This is a genomic window from Burkholderia sp. Cy-637, from assembly GCF_011753175.1.
GTDB lineage: Bacteria > Pseudomonadota > Gammaproteobacteria > Burkholderiales > Burkholderiaceae > Burkholderia > Burkholderia gladioli.
In genome coordinates this window covers 1-18782 of sequence record NZ_VWWC01000137.1, presented here as the reverse complement: position 1 = coordinate 18782, position 18782 = coordinate 1, and the positions used below count along the sequence as shown (strand labels likewise).

The following is an 18782-nucleotide window of genomic DNA, read 5'->3' as shown; positions in this document are numbered from 1 at the left end:
GGCGGCGAGCCGCGCGGCGCGGGGCTGCCCGGGCCGGCGGGGCGCTTCCCGCGTCACAGTTCGTTACGCGCGTTACACCCCCGCGCGGGGTGCCGCCGGTGCCGGCCGCGCGCCCCGTATCGCCCGCCGGGCCTGGTTTTGCGGCCGGTCGACGAGGTTCGGCGGCGAATCGGCCACTGTGGCGTGATCCGCAAACACCCGCTGTTCAGGCGGCGCGATTGTGCGTGACAATCCGCGCACCGGACCCGTGTATCGCGCCTGGCCATGTGCCGGGCCTGCCAAGAACAAAGCATTCGATTGCGAGGCGCCATCATGAGCTTTCCGCAACGCCCGGTCGCGTTCATGCTTGCCGCGACCAACCACGGCACGATGATCGTGAACCGCCACGATCACAACACCGCCGAGACCGGCGACGACTACGGCGTCGGCCACCAGTTGCTGCAGAACGGCTGCTTCGACACCAGCGAGGTCGGCTTCACGCTGGCCATGCTGACGCGCCGCCATGAGCTGCACGGCGACGGCGTGGTGGCGATCGACGGCGGCGCGAACATCGGCGTGCATACCATCGAATGGGCGCGCCACATGCACGGCTGGGGCCGGGTGCTGAGCTTCGAGGCGCAGGAGGTGGTGTTCTACGCGCTGGCCGGCAACCTGGTGCTGAACAACTGCCTGAACGCGCGCGCCAAGCTGGCCGCGCTCGGCGAGCGTTGCGGCGAGCTCTCGGTGCCGCAGCCCGACTACCTCTCGCATGCCAGCTTCGGCAGCCTCGAGCTGCGTCCGCGCGAGAACGGCGAGTTCATCGGGCAGCCGATCTCCTACGACACCGCGGTGGGCAGCACGGTGCCGATGATCAGCATCGATTCGCTGGCGCTGCCGCGCGTCGACCTGATCAAGCTCGACATCGAGGGCATGGAGATGGAGGCGCTGACCGGCGCGCGCGACACGCTGCGGCGCTGCCGCCCGATGCTGACGGTCGAGGTGCTGAAGACCGACGCGGCGCTGGTGGAGGGTTTCCTGGCCGAGTTCGGCTATCGCTGCGTGCCGGCCGGGCTGAACCTGATCGCCGTGCATCGCGAGGATCCGGTATCGGCCCATCTGCAGGTGGGCGACGGCGTGCTCTATCTGCGCTGAGCGGGCGGCTGCGCGCCCGGCGAACCCGTGGCTTTCGAATACCCCTGCAGGGCGCGGGGATTGAAATGCCGATGTCGATTATTCGAAATATTTCAGTAAGCTCGATGCCGCAAACGCTTGCGCTTCGGATTCCTGCGAATCCCTGGATGGTTCGGAACCCGAAACGCCGCCGTTGCTGCCGCCGGGCAATTTCGCCGGTTCCGTGAAAACCCGCTAGGGGCTTGCCTTTACGTAGTTGCCGCGAGGTTTTTCGCGACGCTTTTCCAGTATCATGCGCAATCTCCTGACGACAGACGTGCGATGGGGTTCGCGCGTGCCGAAGCGGTTTTTCGGAGCATCGTCAGAAGCCTGGCGGCTGCGGCGAACCATTTTGTAATGTCGCTCCGGTAGACTGCCGGGCCCTGATACCGGCCTGGCCGGCCATCACGGCAAGCGAAGTCCGCGTTCGGGGCGCGGCCGCAACACGATGGTAACGACGGTAGCGTCAAACTCGCGACAGGTTCCAGCCTGATCCTCAGATTTCATGTCTTCAAGTGATTTACCGCGGCGCGCGGCGCAGGCTTTCGCGCGCGTTCGCCAGACCTTGCGGCTCGACCGCCTCATGTCGCCGCTGCTCGCGCTCGGCATCGGCATCGCCTTGCTGTTCGTGTTCCAGCACCTGTCGGAGACCGTCGACTACAAGTCGGTGATCCGCAACCTGCGCCACCTCACGCTCGGCGAATGGGCCGGCGCGCTCGGCGCCACCGCGCTCAGCTACGTGGCCCTGGTCGCGCGCGACGCGATCGGGCTGCGCTACGTCGGCGCCTCGGTGCCGCGCATTCCGCTGTGGATCGGCACCATCGCCGGCACCGCGCTGGGCAACGCCACCGGCTTCGGCGCGCTGACCGGCGGCGCGGTGCGGGTGCGCGTGTACGGCGCCTCGGGCGTGAGCGCCGCCCAGATCGGCCGCATGACCGTCTTCATGGGCGCCACCCTGGCGCTGGGCATCGTCGGCATGACGGCGCTCGGCATGCTGGGCGGCTCGACGGCGCTCGCCGCGATGCTGCCGGTCGGGCCCGGCTGGCTGCGCGCCGGCGGTGCGCTGGTGCTGGTGCTGCTGGCCGCGCTGGTGGCGCTCTGCGGCAAGGCCCCGCGCGAGATCCGCTCGCGCTGGCGCTGGCTCTCCTTCGACATCCCGGCGCGCCGCGACCTGCTCGGCCAACTGCTGTTCGCGGTGATCGACGTGGTGGCCGCCGGCCTCGCGCTGTGGTCGCTGCTGCCGCATGGCCATATCGGCTTCGTCACCTTCATCACCGTCTACTCGGGCGCGCTGCTGCTCGGCATGATCGGCCATACGCCGGGCGGGATCGGCGTGTTCGAGGCGGCGATGGCCTTCACGCTCGGCAGCGCGGTGCCGCCCACCTCGATGCTGGCCGCCCTGATCGCCTATCGCGCGATCTATTTCGGCGTGCCGCTGGTGCTGTCGGCCGGGCTGCTGACCGTGTTCGAGGGGCGCGCGATCGGCCATCGCTTCGTGTCGGCCCAGGCCGCCCAGGTCTCGCAGCTCGCGCCGCTGTTCCTCGGCCTGGTCACCTTCGCGGTGGGCGGCATGCTGGTGATCTCGGGCGCCACGCCGGCCTTCTGGCAGCGCATCGCGGTGCTGCGCAACGTCGTGCCGCTGTGGGTGATGGAAGGCTCGCAGGTGCTCTGCAGCGTGCTCGGCGTGTCGCTGCTGTTCGTCGCGCGCGGCCTGCTGCGCCGCCTCGACGCGGCCTGGTGGATGGCGCTGGGCCTCACGCTGGCGAGCCTCGCGCTGTCCTTCTCCAAGGGCCTGGCCTTCGTCGAGGCCGGCGTGCTGGTCGCGCTGCTGGTGCTGCTGCTGGTGTCGCGGCGCCGCTTCAACCGCCATTCCTCGCTGTTCGCCGAGCCCTTCACGATCGGCTGGTTCATGTCGGTCGCGCTGGTGCTGATGCTGGCCGTCTGGGTGTTGCTGTTCGCGTTCCGCGACGTGCCCTACACGCGCGAGATCTGGTCGACCTTCGCGTTCGACGAGCGCGCCTCGCGGGCGCTGCGCGCCACCCTCGCGGCCGGCGTGTTCGCCGCGATGGCCTCGCTCTGGCAACTGCTGCGCCCGGCCGCCGGCCGCTTCGTGATGCCCGAGCCGCAGGACCTGGCCGACGCGGCGCGCATCATCCGCGCCCAGGACCGCAGCGACGTGGGCCTGGCGCTGATGGGCGACAAGAGCTTCCTGTTCTCGCCCTCGCGCGAGGCCTTCCTGATGTACGCCAAGCACGGCCGCACCTGGGCCGCGCTCTACGATCCGGTTGGCCCGCGCGACGAATGGGCCGGCCTGATCAACGACTTCATCCTGCGCGCGCACGCGCACGGCGGGCGCGCGGCCTTCTACCAGGTGCGCGCCGAGGCGCTGCCGCTCTATCTCGACGCCGGCCTCACCCTGGTCAAGCTCGGCGAGGAGGCGCACATCGCGCTCGACCGTTTCGACCTGAAGGGCTCGAACCGCTCGCACCTGCGCTACGCGCTGCGGCGCGCCGATCGCGACGCGATGTCGGTCGAGGTGATCCCGCCGCAGGCGGTGCCCGGGATGCTGCCGCTGTTGCGCGAGATTTCCGACGACTGGCTCGACAGCCGCGACGCGCGCGAGAAGAGCTTCTCGATCGCCGCCTTCCACGACGGCTACCTGGCCACCCAGTCGGTGATGCTGGTGCGCCAGGACGACGAGCCGGTGGCCTTCGTCACCTTCATGACCACCGATCTCAATACCGACGCGACGGTGGGCGTGATGCGCCACGTGCCCGAGGCCTCGCCCTACGCGATGGAGTACCTGTTCACGCAGCTCGCCCTGCACCTGAAGGAGGCCGGCTTCCGGCGCCTGAGCCTCGGCATGGCGCCGTTCTCGGGCATGGGCTCGGCGCCGATGTCCTCGCTCTGGCACCGCCTGGGCCGCATCGTCTGGCGCTTCGGCGGGCGTTTCTACAATTTCCGCGGCTTGCGCGCCTTCAAGAGCAAGTTCGAGCCGCAATGGGAGCCGCGTTATCTGGCGGCTTCCGGTTCGGTCGGCGTGTTCGTCACGCTGGCCGATCTGTCCTTGCTGGCAGGAGGTCGGCGTTCATGAAGTGGAATGGTTGGGGCCGGGCGGCGGTGGCCGCCGGCATGATGCTGGTGCAGGTCGCGGGCGCCGGTGCGGCGGAATCGGGCAAGGCGGGCGGCAAGCTCGCCGGCAAGGCCACGGCGGCGAGCGCCGCCTCGCAGCCGGCCACCCTGGTCGGCAGGATGGGCCGGATGCCCGGCGGGCGCTACGGCGAGGTGACCGTGGTGCGGCCCGAGGGCGACGTGCATGGTTTCGTGGTGCTGTATTCGGCGGCGGGCGGCTGGAGCGCGGCCGACCAGGCCACCGCCGAGGCGCTGGCCAAGGCCGGCGCGCTGACGGTCGGCGTCGATACCGCGCGCTATGCCGCGAATCTCGCCAAGGACAAGGAAAGCTGCCATCAACTGGTGGGCGACGCCGAGGCGGTCAGCCACCAGCTCGAACGGCAATTGAAGACCTCGCGCTACTTCGCGCCGATCGTGGCCGGCATCGGCCAGGGCGGCGCGCTGGCGCGCCAGGTGCTGGCGCAGGCGCCGGAGAACACCATCTCGGGCGCGGTGACGGTGGCGCCTGCCGCCACGCTCGACGCGCGCTTCAGGATGTGCCCGCCGGACCCGACCGTGAGCCGCCGCAAGACGCCGGGCTTCGTCGACAGCGCCGCGACGGGCGACGCCGCGCGCCTGGTGTCGCTGCTTGCGCCGCATCTGCGCGACGGCAGCGCCGACGAGCTCGACGTGTCCGACCTGCCGCTGGTCGAGCTGCCCGCCAGGCCGGGCGGCATGGCCGCCGGCGAGGGCCTGCTGGCGATCGTGATCTCGGGCGACGGCGGCTGGCGCGATCTCGACAAGACCATCGCCGAGGCGCTGCAGAAGGACGGCGTGTCGGTGGTCGGCTGGGACAGCCTGCGTTACTTCTGGAGCGAGAAGACGCCGGCCCAGACCAGCCACGACCTGGCGCGCGTGATGCAGACCTACCTGGCGCGCTGGCACGCCTCGCATGTCGCGCTGATCGGCTATTCGTTCGGCGCCGACGTGATGCCGTTCGCCTACAACCGCCTGGCGCAGCCGCTCAAGGACAAGGTTTCGGTGATCTCGCTGCTCGGTTTCGCGCCCTCGGCCGACTTCCAGATCCGCGTGACGGGCTGGCTCGGCATGCCGGCCAGCGACCAGGCCCTGCAGGTGCGGCCGGAGTTCAACAAGCTGCCGCTCAAGCAGGTGCAGTGCTTCTACGGCGCGACCGAGCAGGACACGCTGTGCCCGGCGCTGGCCGGCAGCGGCGCCCAGGTCATCAAGACCGGCGGCGATCACCACTTCGGCGGCGACTACCTGGCGCTGGAGCGGCAGATCCTTGACGCGCTGCGCAGGAACGCGGCGGGGCGCTGATTCGGGCTGGCGCGCGCCGGCACGCCAAGGCGGCCGGGCCCGCACCGGCCGATTCCGGGGCAGCCGAGCTGCGCGCGACTAGAGTCTGCCGCTTCGTTTTTCCGCCGCGGCCGTCTCGGTCATCGCGTCGTGCCCGATCTGCACGCGGCCTTCGTGGACCACGGCGTGCACGCCCCCCTCGGTGCCGTGCGCATCGTGCCATTCGGCCGTCACGCCGAGCCCGCGCAGGGCCTGGTGCAGCGGACCATCGATCTCGTCGCAGGGTTCCGAGCCGCTGACGACGGCGACCCGGCAATTGGCCAGTTGACCCGGCGCCATGCCCAATGCGCCGGCCGCGCCATCGAGCAGCGCGCTCATCGACTCGGTCGTATGCGCGCCTTCGTGGCTTGGCCATTCGAAGATGTGCCCGAGGTAGTGGGCATCGCCGACGGAAATCGCCAGCGCGCGGCAGGTGACCAGGTTCGAGGTGACGAGCGGCACATGTCGCGGCGCCACGCTGTAGGCATTCTCATGGACGATGCCGCCCACTTCCGACGACTCGAAACGAGGCAGCCGGCTGGCCGGCGTGCGTTGCGGTCCCGCCGTGGCGGAGGCTGGCGAGCCGGGTGGCGAGGCACTGCCTCGCGCCGCGCCTCGCGTGAGCGCCGAGACGGCTGCGTCGCCGCGGCGGTGCGAAAACGCGGCCGGTATCCCAGGCAAGCCCGGTGAGTTCGACCTGCTGCGCGGCGGCGCGCGATGCCCCGCATCCGGCGTCGTGAGTGGACTCTCGGAGGGCGAGCCGCTATCGGCGGACCGAACGGGCATGCGCAGATTCAGACCGGGGCGGGACGGCGGCATGATGACGACTGGAAATGACAGGCAGGGCGCCGGACAGATTGCCGGATTCCGGCGTATCGCCGACGGACCGACAGGAATTCATGCCTTGTTTCGCGAAGTCGCCGACTGGCGCGCCGCCCGTTTTCCCCGGCCGCGGCGCAAGCGCCGAGCGCAGGCATCCTGCTTGCCGCCCGGCGAGGATCTTCCGGATTCGACGGCGCGTGAGGTGCATCGGTGCCTTGCCCGTCCTGCCTGTCCCGATTGTTGAGGCGTTTTCACCGTCTTGTGCGGTGCCGGCGTCTTCACGCGCGCCTCCCCCCTTTGCTAGATTTCCCGGCTGACGTTCCACCCGGGCCGCCCGTGCCCGTTCCACCGGAGAATCGAACATGTCCCAACCCATCCAGATCGAGAACAAGGTCGTGGTCATCACCGGCGCCAGCAGCGGCCTGGACGAGGCGGCCGCGCGCCGGCTCGCCGCCGACGGCGCGCGCGTGGTGCTCGGCGCCCGCCGCATCGAACGGCTCGATGCGCTGGTCGCGGCGCTCAAGGCGCAAGGCGCCGAGGCGCTGGCGGTGGCCACCGACGTGACGCGCCGCGAGGATGTGCAACGCCTGGTCGATACGGCGGTCGCCAGCTTCGGCCGCGTCGACGTGCTGGTCAACAACGCGGGGCTGATGCCGCATTCGCCGCTGGAGCGCGCTCGTATCGACGACTGGGATCGCATGATCGACGTGAACCTGAAGGGCGTGCTGTACGGCATCGCCGCCGCGCTGCCGCACATGCAGGCGCAGAAGGCGGGGCACCTGATCAACGTCGCCTCGGTGGCCGCGCACAAGGTGCGCCCGGGCAGCGCCGTGTACGCGGCGACCAAGGCGGCGGTGAGGATGCTGTCGGAGGGTTTGCGCCAGGAGGTGAAGCCTTACGGCATTCGCACCACGGTGATCTCGCCGGGCGCGATCGACACCGAACTGCCCGACAGCATCACCGAGCCCGATATCGCCGCCGCGGTGCGCGAGTTCTACGGCATCGCGCTGCCGGCCGATTCCTTCGCGAACCTGCTGGCCTACGTGATCGGTGCGCCGGAGGACGTCGACATCAACGAGGTGGTGTTCCGGCCGACGCGGCAGGAGTTTTGAGGGGGCGCCGCGAGGGCGCCGGAAGACGGGGTTCGAGGGGCGGGATGCGATTCGGCGATCGGCTCAGCCGGCCATGTCGCCCAGCAGCGTATTGGCCGCGATGCGCTTCACCAGGTAGCGCTGGAGGATTGCCGTGTCCGCATCCGAGAGCGCCAGTTCGATACGCCCGGCGCGCATCAGGACCAGGCTGCCGTCGCTGGCGATGGCGCAGGTGAAGGGATCGATGGCGGGATGGGGCGTGGGGGCGGGCGCGGCGTCGACGGGCAGGTTGGCGGATGCGGGGGCGGGTTTGCCGGACGATCGAGTCGGCGGGTTTGTCTTGCGCTTCTGCTTGCGCGCCAGCTCGAAGACGCTGCCCGCCGGAAGCGCGGCGCGCTTGACGGGAACCACGTCGCTGGCGTCGACCAGCTTCTGGTTCACGCGCTCGACCGAATCGCCGTCGATCTGCTCGGGCAGGTAGTAGGCGTTCATGTGCGCGCCGTCGCGCGTGACCTGCTCGGACAGGATGTTGCCGCTGCGCAGCAGCCGCCACATCGCGTTCGAGACCGGCTTCACGTCATGGGTGCCGATGATGTCGGCCAGCTCCTTGGTGGTGACGCCGGGCTGTTGCCGGACGGCGGCGAGGATGGCGTCGCGACGGGCCTGCATCACCTTCAGCTTCTTGCTGCTCATGTCTCACTCCATTGAGAATCTTCATGAAGGGAATCTCGTTCGAACAAGTTAAATATTTCTTGTTTGACGAGATTTTGAAACGATCGTTGCCAATCGCTGCGTGATCGTAACAATCCATGCATCTCATAACGGTTCAGAGCGACCGTAAGTCGCGCCCGAATGGCGTGAGCCGAATGGGCGACAGGTGGGCAGGGGGCGAACGAAGCGCGGGTGCTTGTCGTGATTGCGTGACGGGGAGCTCGGGCCGCAGGCGCGCTCGATACCTGCGGCTCAATCGGCCGCGGCCAGCGGCGGCAACTCCGCCGCGTATTTTCCCGGCGTGACGCCCAGCACGCGACGGAACATCTCGATGAAGGCGCTGACATTGTCGTAGCCGAGCTCGAGCGCGATGGTGGTGACCGGCGTGCCCACCGCGAGCCGTTCCAGCGCGCGCAGCACGCGCGCCTGCTGGCGCCACTGCGCGAAGCTCATGCCGGTTTCCTCCAGGAAGCGCCGGCTCAGCGTGCGCGGCGCGATGCCGGCCCACTGCGCCCAGTCCTCGGCGCGGCGCGTGTCCGACAGGTCGGCCGCGAGCGCATCGGCGATCCTCGCCAGGCGCGTGTCGAGCGGCCGGGGCAGGCCCAGCGCCTGCGCCGGCGAGGCCGCGATCTCGGCCAGGATCAATTCCGCGATGCGGATCTCGTCGTGGCCGAGCGAGCCGCCCGACCAGGTCGCCGCGCGCCGCACCGCCTCGCGCAGCAGCGGGTTGGTGCGGATCGCGCGCGGCGCGGCCGGCAGGGCCGCGCAGGCCGCCTCCTGGACGAACACGCTCCAGCCCGAGAACGGTCCGTAGGAGCGCAGCGAATGCATGTGATGGGGCGGTACCCAGATCGCGTGCGTGGCCGGCACGACCCACTGCTGCGCCTCCAGCCCGACCGACAGCAGCCCGCTCAGCGCACCCACCAACTGGCCGCGCGCATGCCGATGCGCCTCGGTTTCTCGCGCCACGGATTGCGTCAATTCCGCAGCCGCAACTAACGGTCCGCCCGATTCGAGTACGAGAGGTGGGGGGAGCAGGGGATCACGCATGGCCGAAATTCCGTATCGATTGGCTTCCATACCGGAGCTCGGCCGATTGTATCTCGATAAACTGCCTTTCATCGATGACCAGATCCGCAGCGATCAGACAGGAGAAACCCGATGCGAGCCGAACAATTGTTGCCCGACGAGCAAAACGAAACCAAGCTGGCTGGCGTGACGGTGCGCAAGGGCACCGTCGGCGCGTTCCTGGCCAACGCGCGCGTGCTGGGCACGCCGGATGCGAGCGGGGCGGAACGTGCCGAGGCGCGCGCCGACATCCTCGCCGCGCTGCCGGCGCTGCGCGCGCTGGGCCTGTTCGAGGTGCTCGAGATTCGCGATCCGGCGCTGCGCGCCTGGGTCGAGGCCAACTGAAGCCAACTGAAGCGCATTGAAGCAAACTGGGCCGGTGCCGCATCCGGCGCGGTCCGGAACGAACGGAGGAATTCCCCATGAAAGCAGCAATCGTGAAAACGGCCGGCAAGGCGCCCGAGTATGGCGACTTCGAGACGCCGCGCGCGAGCGCCGGCTGTCGCGAGATCCGCGTCGCCGCCTCGGCGCTGAGCCACGTCACGCGCTCGCGCGCGGCCGGCGTGCATTACACCTCGGATACCGCGGGGCAGGGCCTGCCCTTCGTCGCCGGGGTCGACGGCACGGGCGTCGACGCCGACGGACGACGTGTCTATTTCTTCGGCCCGGTCGCGCCGTACGGCGCGATGGCCGAGCGCACCCTGGTGAGCGACGCGCATTGCCTGCCGCTGCCCGACGCGCTCGACGACGTGACGGCCGCGGCGCTGGCGATTCCCGCGATGTCCTCGTGGGCCGCGCTGAAGGAGCGCGCGCGGCTCGAATTCGGCGAGACGGTGCTGGTCAACGGCGCGACGGGCTCGTCGGGGCGGCTGGCGGTGCAGATCGCCAAGTACCTCGGCGCGGGCAAGGTGATCGCCACCGGCCGCGACGCCACCGCGCTGGGCGAACTGTCGGCGCTGGGCGCCGACGTGCTGGTGCCGCTGGGCCAGGACGAGACGCTCGGCGAGGCGCTGCGCGAGCAGTTCGCGGGCGGCGTCGACATCGTGCTCGATTATCTCTGGGGGCCGAGCGCGCATGCGCTGCTGGGCGCGGCGGCACGCGCGCTGCCGGACCTGGCCGCGCTGCGCTACGTGCAGATCGGCGCGATCGGCGGCGGCGAGATCTCCTTGCCGGCGGCGGTGCTGCGCTCCACCGCGATCACGCTGATGGGCAGCGGCATGGGCAGCGTGCCGATGCCGATGTTGCTGGAGGCGTTGCGCATGGTGCTCGATATCGCGCCGCGAGCGGGGCTGAGGATCGACACGCGGGCGGTGCCGCTCGCGCAGCTCGGCGAGGTTTGGGCGAAGGCGGATAGCCGCACGCGCACGGTGTTCACGATCGGGGCGTGAGGGGTTTGCGAGTGGCTCGGTGATCGGCGCGATTGGCGATGGGCGAGTTTGGTGGTTCGACCGTGTCGTTGAGATAAGAAAAGTTATCTGAGCGGAAACATATTGGATCCGATGGCTGGCGCTTGATGAATCACAAGCGGTGGCTTTTCAAGCTCTGACACAGTGCCTGCACGAATCAACAAGCGTGCAGCACATGTCTTTTGTCATCGTGAATCCAGGGTTCGGGAAAACGGTAGTGCTGTTTGTCTGCCGCTTGCCGGCAAGGATGTTTGCCCATGTACGGCGGAGCTTTCCGAATGTCTGAACGATGGCAGTCGCGTTGTGTCGTGATCGCATACGACGAGGACGCGCAGGCGATCGAGATTTGTACCTTGCTCAAGGATTCGCTAGCGAGTCGCATGGAGCGTGCGTTACGCGTACCGTTTCCGATCGAGGAAATGGGCTTCGATCTCAATGACGAACAAGCTCGAATCGTCGGAGGTGTCGCGTTCAAGCTGCTGGCAACATACCAGACGGAGCTCGGGCCATATGTCCATGTCACGCCGGATCCCGCGTCCGCCCAGGACCCGCCGGGGCGCTCGACGCGCCGGAGCGTATCTGTTCGTGCAAGGGCCGGCGACGAGACCTTTGGTGCTACCGACAGTTTCAAGGGCTGGCGTGTCAATGGCTCGTCGTCAGATGTCGCGAGCTCACGCCTCACCCTTCGTCTACAGAGCGCCGATAAACAAAACCGTACCCAGATCCATTTCCATGGAGCAGGGCGCAGCCTCACCGCCGACTTCATGGCCGGACACGTCCTCGAATCCCTTTCGTCGCTGACCGACCTGGATTCGGATCAATACAGGAACGCTCGCGCAACGCTCGACCGCGTCTACCCCTGGGCCAAGCCAATCTCGCCCAAACCTGTCGCCGTCGTACGTGTCGGGCCCGACATCGCGCTTTACATCGAATTCGAATCTGTCGAGATCGATCCGCCCAGCCGTTACCAGGGCCGGGGAATTTCACGATTGCATTCCCGCCCCGGCCCGCTACGATAGCCACGGGCGGCACTCTCGCCGCCCGAGCCCGACGCAGGAGGCGGCGACACCAGCATGATGGACTACGACGTGGCCTGGGATGCCGGCGAGATCGGCTGCGGGGAACTGCTGCTGAAGCTGCGCGTGCGCCTGCGCGACATGCCGGGCCAGGTCATCCGCCTGACGGCGCGCGATCGCGGGGCGATCGAGGATATTCCGTCATACTGCCGCATCACCGGGCACCGGCTGCTGCAGGCCGACCCGGAGCAGGGCGTGTTCTTCATCCGGGCGAAGCCGGCCGGCGCCAGCGCCTGAGCGCCGCCGGTCGCGCCCGGTTTCTCCATCGACGTGCATCAGCAGGAGCCTATCGTGTCTGGAAAATTCGTAGTCAGTCTGACTCGTGCCAAGGACGATACCGACCGCGCGACGGTCGCCTTCGTGGTCGCCAACGCGGCGATCGCCAGCGAGAAGGAAGCGGTCGTGTTCCTCAACATCGAGGGCACGCGGCTCTCGCAAGCCGGTTATGCCGACGATATCCACGAGCCCGGCTTCGCGCCGCTCAAGGAGCTGATGACGAGCTTCGTCGAGGCGGGCGGCAGGATCTACGTCTGCTCGTCCTGTTTCAAGAAGCGCGCGCTCGACGAGGACCAGTTGATCCCCGGTGCGAAGATCGTCGGCGGCGCGATGCTGGTGGAATTCATGGGCGAGGCCTGCCCGAGCCTCAGCTACTGAGGTTTCCCGCGCGACCCCGGGTGCGCCGGCGATTCGCGCCGGCGCGGCCCATCGATCCGGATTGCACGCGATGGAAGCCAGCGAGCGTCACACCCACGCGCCGGCCGTCAGCTTCGACGGCGGCGACCTCGATTGCGGCAACGGCTTGTTGCTGCTGATTCGCAAGCATATCGACCCGCTCGAACGCGGCCAGTTGCTGGAGATCCGCTCGACCGAAACCTCGGTCGAGGGCGACCTGCCGGCCTGGTGCCGCATGACGGGCAACCAGCTGGTGTCATGGACGCGGCAGGGCAGGCTGCGCAGTTTCCTGGTCAGCAAGGGCGCGTTCGCGGCCGGGACGGGGCAGGTGGCGCATGCGGCAGCGCCATCCTCGCCGGCTCGCGACGCGCAACGCGAACCGTCGCCGCGCGCGCCGATCGCGATCGTGCCGGTCAGCATCCCCGCCTCGCTGCCGGCGCCAAGCGCGGCGCCGTCCATCGCGCCCTTGTCGGTGATGGGCATCGGCAGTTGGCCGCGGCCGCGCTGGATGCTGCAGGCGCTGCACGAGCATCTCGAGGGCCGGCTCGACGACGCGGCCTTCGAGGCCAGCGCCGACGATGCCGTGCAGCTCGCGCTGGCCGCGCAACTGCGTGCCGGCGTCGATGTCGTCACGGACGGCGAGCAGCGGCGCGACAGCTACGCGAGCTTCGTCGGCGGCCGGCTCGACAACTGCCAGTTGATACCGCTGACCGACCTGCTGCCCTATGTCGACGATCCGCTCGCCTTCGAGCAGGAGCTGCGCGCGCTCGACGTGCCGGCCGGCGAAGTGCGCCATCCGGCCGTGTTCGGCCCGCTCGGGCGCAGCCGGCCGCTGGCCGTGCACGAGCTGACGAGCCTGCGCGAGCTAAGCGATCGTCCCGCCAAGATCGCCTTGCCCGGCCCCTATCTGCTGACGCGCACCATGTGGCTCGAATGCGTGTCGGACCGCGCCTACGCCAGCCGCGAGGCGCTCGCGGCCGACGTGGTGCGGGTGCTGCGCGAGGAGCTGGCGGCGCTGCTTGCCAACGGCGCGGCGCTGGTGCAGTTCGACGAGCCGGTGTTGTCGGAGGTGGTGTATGCCGGCGTCACCGGCCAGCGCAGCTTCATGTGCGGCGCCTTGTCGGAGAAGGGCGATCCGCGCGCCGAGCTGGCCTTCGCGCGCGAGCTGCTCAACGCGGTGGTGCGGGGCTTTCCGGCGGAACGGCTGGCGATGCACATGTGCCGAGGCAACTGGAGCACCGACGAGAGCAAGGCGATGACGGGCGATTACGCGCCGCTGGTGGAGACGCTGGCCGCGCTCGAGGTCGGCACGCTGTTCCTCGAACTCTGCACGCCGCGCGCGGGCGAGATGGCGGTGCTGCGGCGCCTGCCCGATCACCAGCGCATCGGGGTGGGCCTCTGCAACCAGAAGCACGCGCATGTCGAATCGCTCGACGAGGTGCTGGGCAAGGCCGAAACGGCGATCGCGCTGTTCGGCGCCGAGCGCGTGCTGTTCAATCCCGATTGCGGCTTCGCGACCTTCGCCGATGCGCCAGTGAACAGCGGCCGGATCGCCGAGGCCAAGCTGCGCGTGCTGGTGGAGGCCTCGCGGCGGCTGCGCGAGCGGCACGGCGTCTAGCCGAAGGCGAGGGGGGCGGGGTTCGAACCCGCCCGCCGGCTCAATGCTGATGGTCGATATCGAGCCCGTTGAAGCTCACCTGGCTGCCGCCGGCCGGATCCTGGCAGTAGTTGCCGGCCTTGAAGTAGAGGTTGGCGTTGTCGAAGCTCGGGTCCATCTTGACGGTCTTGCTCTGGCCGGCCGCCGAGATGTTCAGCTCGCCGTTCGGCTCCATGCTCATGCTGTACGAGAACTTCTCGCCGGGCTTCACGTCCTTGGCGATCACCACGTCGTGGCGGCCGGCGCTCAGCGAATTCGAATCCATGATGCTGGCGACGATATTGCCCTTGTCGTAATGCAGCTCGACGGGCGGGCGCGGCTTGCCGCTGTCCACGCGCTGGTGGATCTGGCCGATCACCACGTCGCCGTTCGGCGGCAGCTTGTCGACCGAGAGCGTTGCGCTCAGCGTGGACTTGCCGTCGCCCATCTTCCACGAACTGCCCTCGGCCAGCTCGGAGCGCGGGAAGTTCGAGTGCGCGGTGTGGGCGCCGCCGCCCGGCGGCACGCTGAAGGTCAGCGAGCCGTCGCCGTTGTGCTTGAAGAAGTCGCTGTCGTAGCTCTTGAGCTGGCCGGCGCCGATCGTGTCGACATGGCCGTTGCTGCCGCTCGGCAACTGCAGGCTGCCGAAGCCGTTCAGGTTGACGGCGCCGGGGCCGTTGCCGGGCGCCGGGCCGGAGCTCGCCGCGACACCGCTGGCCGATGCGCCGCCGCCCGTCGAGGCGGGCGTGCCGACGCCGCCCTGGCCGCCGCTGCCGAGCGCGCCAACCACGGGCATGCCGCTGCCGCCTCCGCCACCGCCGCCCATCGAAGGCATCGCCGGCGCACCGCCGCCACCGCTTGCGCCACCGTTTGCGCCTCCACCACCGCCGCCGGACGATGCACCGTTGCCGTTCGGATCCTGCAGCATTTGCATCAGCTCGATCAGCATCTGCTGGATCAGCTGCATGATCGACTGCTGCAGGCTGTTCGCGCTGCCGCTGCCATCGGCGGCGCCCGAGCCGCTCGGATACGCCGTCGAATTCACCGCGTAGTTGTTCTGGATGCCAACCGACATGAATGCTTCTCCGGATCGTGTGAACGGAAGTACACGCGCCCTTTGCCGTCGATGAGTCATCGGACGTCAGGGGGCAGGTAATCGATTGTAAGAAGCGCGCGGCGCGCGATTGTCTTCCGGAGGAATTGATGTCTCGCGATGCGAAGCGGTCGAGTCACGCGCTTCGGACGATCACGAGTCGCGCGGACATGTCATATGACGACTGTTCCAAATCCGCCTCGCTGCGCGAACTCGTCGATCCCGCGCGGGCCCGGCTCATTTCGTGTCACACTCGCGCGCATGACTTCCCGCCTGCCGTCCCCGCCGAACCCCGCCGATTCGAATTCACCCGGCGACGCTGCCCGCCGGGCTGCGCCCGCCAGCTTCCCCGATGCCGACGAACTCGCGATGCTGCGCGCCTGGTACGAGGGCATGTCGGTGCGCGGCGCGGCCGAGCGCTATCTGGGCACGCGCCTGGGCGACGGTCGTTCGGCGCGCGGCCTGCTCGGCACGATCCGCCGGCAACTGGTGGCCGTGGCGACGTGGGCAGGGCGGCGCGACCTGGCGGCCTTGCTGGCGCATGCGCCGGCCGAGCGCGCCAGGCACGCGCGGGCCGTCGCCGAGGCGATCGGGATGCTGCGCCACGCGCGGCCGCCCGAGCCGCAGATCGCCGACGAGATCGACCCCTGGTTGCCCGCGCGCGCGGTGGCCGCGCTGCGTGCGCACGGCATCGCCACGCTGGCCGATCTCACCGTGCGGATTCCGCGCCGTCGTCAATGGTGGAAGGCGATCGCCGGCCTCGGCCCGGCCAACGCCCGCCACATCGAAGCCTTCTTCCGCGCGCATCCGGCGCTGACCGAACGTGCGCGGGCGCTGATCGTCGCGGCCGGGCCCGGCTTGATCGTGCCTTGGGAGCAACTGCGCCTGCCGCACGAGGTGGACGGCACGGCCGGCACCTTCCGCGCGCCGCGCGAGACCTGCACGCTCGACGCCGACAACGACTACAGCGCCGTGCAGGCCTGGCTCTCGCTGCATGAATCCGAAGCCACGCGGCGCACCTATCGCAAGGAAGCCGAGCGGCTGATCCTGTGGGCCATCGTCGAGCGCGGCCGCGCGCTGTCCTCGCTCACCACCGAGGACGCGCTCGCCTATCGCGCCTTCCTGCGCCGCCCCGCGCCGGCCGAACGCTGGACCGGCCCGATCCGGCCGCGCCGTGCCGCCGACTGGCGACCCTTCACCGGCGCCTTGTCGGCGCGCTCGGCCGCGCATGCGCTGTCGGTGCTCGGCGCGCTGTTTCGCTGGCTGGTCGAGCAGCGCTACCTGCTGGCCAATCCGTTCTCGGGCGTGAAGGTGCGCGGCGGCACGCGCGCGGCCGCGCTCGACAGCTCGCGCGTGTTCAGCGACGGCGAATGGCAGATCCTGCGCGCGATCGCCGACGGCCTCGAATGGTCCCTTGGCTGGGAGCCGGCCGCCGCGCAGCGGCTGCGCTTCCTGCTCGATTTCTCCTATGCCACCGGGCTGCGCGCCAGCGAACTGGTCGGGCTCAGGCTCGGCGCGATCCGCAGCGACGCGCGCGAGGATCGCTGGATCCACCTGGTGGGCAAGGGCGGCAAGGCCGCGCGCGTGGCGCTGCCGCCGCTGGCCTGGCAGGCGCTCACGCGTTACGCGCTGGAACGCGGCCTGTCGGCCGTGCCCACGCAATGGCGGCCCGATCTGCCGGTGATCGGCGGCCTTGGCGAGGACGGCGCGGCCGGCATCGGCGGCGTGCGTCTCTGGAAGGTGCTCAAGCGCTTCTTCGGCCAGGTGGCCGATACGCTCGCCGCCGAGCATCCGCCGCTGGCCGACAAGCTGCGTCGCGCCAGCCCGCACTGGATGCGTCACACGCACGCCACCCACGCGCTCGCGCGCGGCGCCGAGCTGACCACGGTGCGCGACAACCTGCGTCACGCCTCGATCTCGACCACCTCGATCTACCTGCACGGCGACGAGATGAAACGCGCCAGGCAACTGGCCGACGCGTTCGGCGCCAAGTCCTGAGACGGGCCTCGATCCGGTGCGATCCTCGCGCGGCGCCTGGTGCAAATACCTGAATCGCGCCCGGCGTTTCGACTATTTCCCGCTGCGTCGCGCAGGTAGAATGCGTCGCGATACCGGCCGCCCTGCGACGGTGACCAACAACGACGAATCCATGACAATCACAAGCGGTTTCCTGCGGGGGACGATCGCGCTCACCGGCGCGCTCGCACTCGTTTGCGCGTCGGCCACCACGGCTTGCGCCGCGTCTTCCACGATCGTCGTCGATACCGGCCACACGCCGGCGCACCCGGGTGCCACCGGTGCCAGCGGCCGCGTCGAATACCGCTACAACCTCGATCTGTCGGCGGCGGTTGCCGCCGAACTCGGCGCGCATGGCGAGCATGTGCTGCGCACCTCGGCCGACGGCCGCGAGATCGCCCTGAGCGCGCGCTCGGCCCGGGCGAACGACGCGCACGCGGACCTGTTCGTCTCGATCCATCACGACTCGATCCGGCAGGCCTACCTGGATGCGGGGCGCCAGCGCGAATTCCACGGCTACGCGATCTTCGTGTCCGAACGCAATCCACGCTACGCGGCGAGCCAGCGCTGCGCGCGCGAGATCGGCGAGCGGCTGCGCGCGGCCGGCGAAACGCCCTCGCTCTATCACGCCGATCCGATTCGCGGCGAGAACCGGCCGCTGATCGACGCGCGCCTGGGCATCCATCGTTTCGACGACCTGGTGGTGCTGCGCACGGCGCGCGTGCCTGCGCTGCTGATCGAGGCCGGCGTGATCGTCAATCCGCAAGAGGAGGCGCGGCTTGCCCAGACGGACACGAGCCGGCGCCTGGGCGCCGCGATCGCCGCGGGCATCGAGGCCTGCACGGCGGCCTGATGCGCGCCACCGTCATCCCGTCGAGCGGGAACTTGCCGCACGCATGAAGTTCGGGACCTTCCTCGGCCGAGACGGCAACACGCGCATGTCCAGCGGAACCTGCCTGGACGGAGCCCGCGCAAACGATATGCATTCCCGGCGGCTCGTGTTCATGCGTGAACGCGAGCTGGCGTGCCACCGCCGGCAAGCTTGCGTGCCCGCCAGATGCCGCGAATAGCGGCCTGTCTTGCCCGCTGTTTTTCCGCGGCATGCGAGCCCGATTCGCTTACTATCTGATGTTCGCGGCGACGGAATTTTCCGTCGCCGTTTTATCGACCGATCTTTCGCCATGCAACGACCGGAGACGCGCCTGACCGAACCGCTCGCGGCGCCCGACGAATCCGCCGATCCGGTGCCGCGTCGCTCGGATGCCACGCGCATCGAGCGCGCGATTTCGCAGGCCGCGCAGCCTGTCTGCCTGTGCTCGGCCGACGGTACGCTGACCTGGACCAATGCCGCTTTCGAGCGCCTGACGGGACGTCGTGCCGGCGTGCCCGGCACCGTGCTGCGCCTGCAATCGATGCTGGTCGCGCCCGGCGATAGCTGGGCATCGCCCAGCATCGACGCGCTGCTGCGCGGCGGCGCGATCTGGCTGCTGCAGCGGCCCGCCGGCGATGGCGTGCCGGTACGCATCGTGCTATCCGCGCTGCTGGCCGGCGAAGGCGAGGGCGGCGCTGCCGCCG

17 protein-coding genes are annotated in these 18782 nt (G+C 69.5%); 13 read left to right on the top strand and 4 right to left on the bottom strand.

Going from position 1 to position 18782, the window contains the following annotated elements; genetic code table 11:
- The first annotated feature begins 312 nt into the window (after window positions 1–312).
- The 3 genes from F3J10_RS26870 (at window position 313) to F3J10_RS26860 (ending at window position 5598) form a co-directional block, all read left to right on the top strand.
- Window positions 313–1131: an FkbM family methyltransferase gene (locus F3J10_RS26870; RefSeq protein ID WP_060003722.1), complete on the top strand. Its 819-nt coding sequence runs from the start codon at window positions 313–315 to the stop codon at window positions 1129–1131.
- A 523-nt stretch (window positions 1132–1654) separates the two neighbouring features.
- Window positions 1655–4243 carry a bifunctional lysylphosphatidylglycerol flippase/synthetase MprF gene (gene mprF / locus F3J10_RS26865; protein WP_167243389.1) on the top strand — a complete coding sequence of 863 codons (2589 nt, stop codon included), beginning with the start codon at window positions 1655–1657 and terminating at the stop codon, window positions 4241–4243.
- A 41-nt stretch (window positions 4244–4284) separates the two neighbouring features.
- Window positions 4285–5598, top strand: coding sequence for a virulence factor family protein (locus F3J10_RS26860; protein WP_167233877.1), 1314 nt, complete (start codon window positions 4285–4287; stop codon window positions 5596–5598).
- 78 nt (window positions 5599–5676) lie between these two features.
- Here the strand turns inward: F3J10_RS26860 and F3J10_RS26855 are convergent, their stop codons facing one another.
- Window positions 5677–6126: a hypothetical protein gene (locus F3J10_RS26855; protein ID WP_167243388.1), complete on the bottom strand. Its 450-nt coding sequence runs from the start codon at window positions 6124–6126 to the stop codon at window positions 5677–5679.
- Window positions 6127–6800: 674 nt separating this feature from the next.
- Here F3J10_RS26855 and F3J10_RS26850 point away from each other — a divergent pair.
- A complete protein-coding gene (locus F3J10_RS26850; protein WP_167243387.1) occupies window positions 6801–7550 on the top strand; it encodes an SDR family oxidoreductase in 750 nt (249 codons plus the stop codon).
- A 63-nt stretch (window positions 7551–7613) separates the two neighbouring features.
- Here the strand turns inward: F3J10_RS26850 and F3J10_RS26845 are convergent, their stop codons facing one another.
- On the bottom strand, window positions 7614–8222 hold the full coding sequence (locus F3J10_RS26845; protein WP_166915697.1) for a hypothetical protein: 609 nt from the start codon (window positions 8220–8222) through the stop codon (window positions 7614–7616).
- Between the two features lie 270 nt (window positions 8223–8492).
- Window positions 8493–9290: a helix-turn-helix transcriptional regulator gene (locus tag F3J10_RS26840; protein ID WP_167243391.1), complete on the bottom strand. Its 798-nt coding sequence runs from the start codon at window positions 9288–9290 to the stop codon at window positions 8493–8495.
- Window positions 9291–9401: 111 nt separating this feature from the next.
- On the opposite strand from F3J10_RS26840, the gene F3J10_RS26835 reads away from it, so the two are divergent.
- The 6 genes from F3J10_RS26835 to F3J10_RS26810 all read left to right on the top strand — a co-directional run bounded on the left by F3J10_RS26835 (window position 9402) and on the right by F3J10_RS26810 (window position 14080).
- A complete protein-coding gene (locus tag F3J10_RS26835) occupies window positions 9402–9653 on the top strand; it encodes a hypothetical protein (RefSeq protein WP_025100446.1) in 252 nt (83 codons plus the stop codon).
- Window positions 9654–9730: 77 nt separating this feature from the next.
- Window positions 9731–10696: a zinc-binding alcohol dehydrogenase family protein gene (locus tag F3J10_RS26830; protein WP_167243386.1), complete on the top strand. Its 966-nt coding sequence runs from the start codon at window positions 9731–9733 to the stop codon at window positions 10694–10696.
- A gap of 296 nt (window positions 10697–10992) precedes the next feature.
- Entirely contained in the window at window positions 10993–11733 is a 741-nt protein-coding gene (locus F3J10_RS26825; protein ID WP_167243385.1) for a hypothetical protein, read from the top strand.
- 54 nt (window positions 11734–11787) lie between these two features.
- A complete protein-coding gene (locus F3J10_RS26820) occupies window positions 11788–12027 on the top strand; it encodes a sulfurtransferase TusA family protein (protein WP_017919599.1) in 240 nt (79 codons plus the stop codon).
- Window positions 12028–12081: 54 nt separating this feature from the next.
- On the top strand, window positions 12082–12444 hold the full coding sequence (locus F3J10_RS26815; protein WP_167243384.1) for a DsrE family protein: 363 nt from the start codon (window positions 12082–12084) through the stop codon (window positions 12442–12444).
- Window positions 12445–12514: 70 nt separating this feature from the next.
- The gene (locus F3J10_RS26810) at window positions 12515–14080 is read left to right on the top strand and encodes a 5-methyltetrahydropteroyltriglutamate--homocysteine methyltransferase (protein WP_167243383.1); all 1566 of its coding nucleotides are present in this window, start codon (window positions 12515–12517) and stop codon (window positions 14078–14080) included.
- A gap of 40 nt (window positions 14081–14120) precedes the next feature.
- Here the strand turns inward: F3J10_RS26810 and F3J10_RS36580 are convergent, their stop codons facing one another.
- On the bottom strand, window positions 14121–15173 hold the full coding sequence (locus F3J10_RS36580; protein ID WP_167243382.1) for a polysaccharide lyase family 7 protein: 1053 nt from the start codon (window positions 15171–15173) through the stop codon (window positions 14121–14123).
- 279 nt (window positions 15174–15452) lie between these two features.
- On the opposite strand from F3J10_RS36580, the gene F3J10_RS26800 reads away from it, so the two are divergent.
- The 3 genes from F3J10_RS26800 to F3J10_RS26790 all read left to right on the top strand — a co-directional run.
- On the top strand, window positions 15453–17189 hold the full coding sequence (locus tag F3J10_RS26800) for a site-specific integrase (RefSeq protein WP_205200486.1): 1737 nt from the start codon (window positions 15453–15455) through the stop codon (window positions 17187–17189).
- Window positions 17190–17340: 151 nt separating this feature from the next.
- The gene (locus F3J10_RS26795) at window positions 17341–18060 is read left to right on the top strand and encodes an N-acetylmuramoyl-L-alanine amidase (RefSeq protein ID WP_240155718.1); all 720 of its coding nucleotides are present in this window, start codon (window positions 17341–17343) and stop codon (window positions 18058–18060) included.
- A gap of 328 nt (window positions 18061–18388) precedes the next feature.
- A partial coding sequence (locus F3J10_RS26790; RefSeq protein ID WP_240155717.1) for a PAS domain-containing protein occupies window positions 18389–18782 on the top strand: 394 nt, incomplete at its 3' end.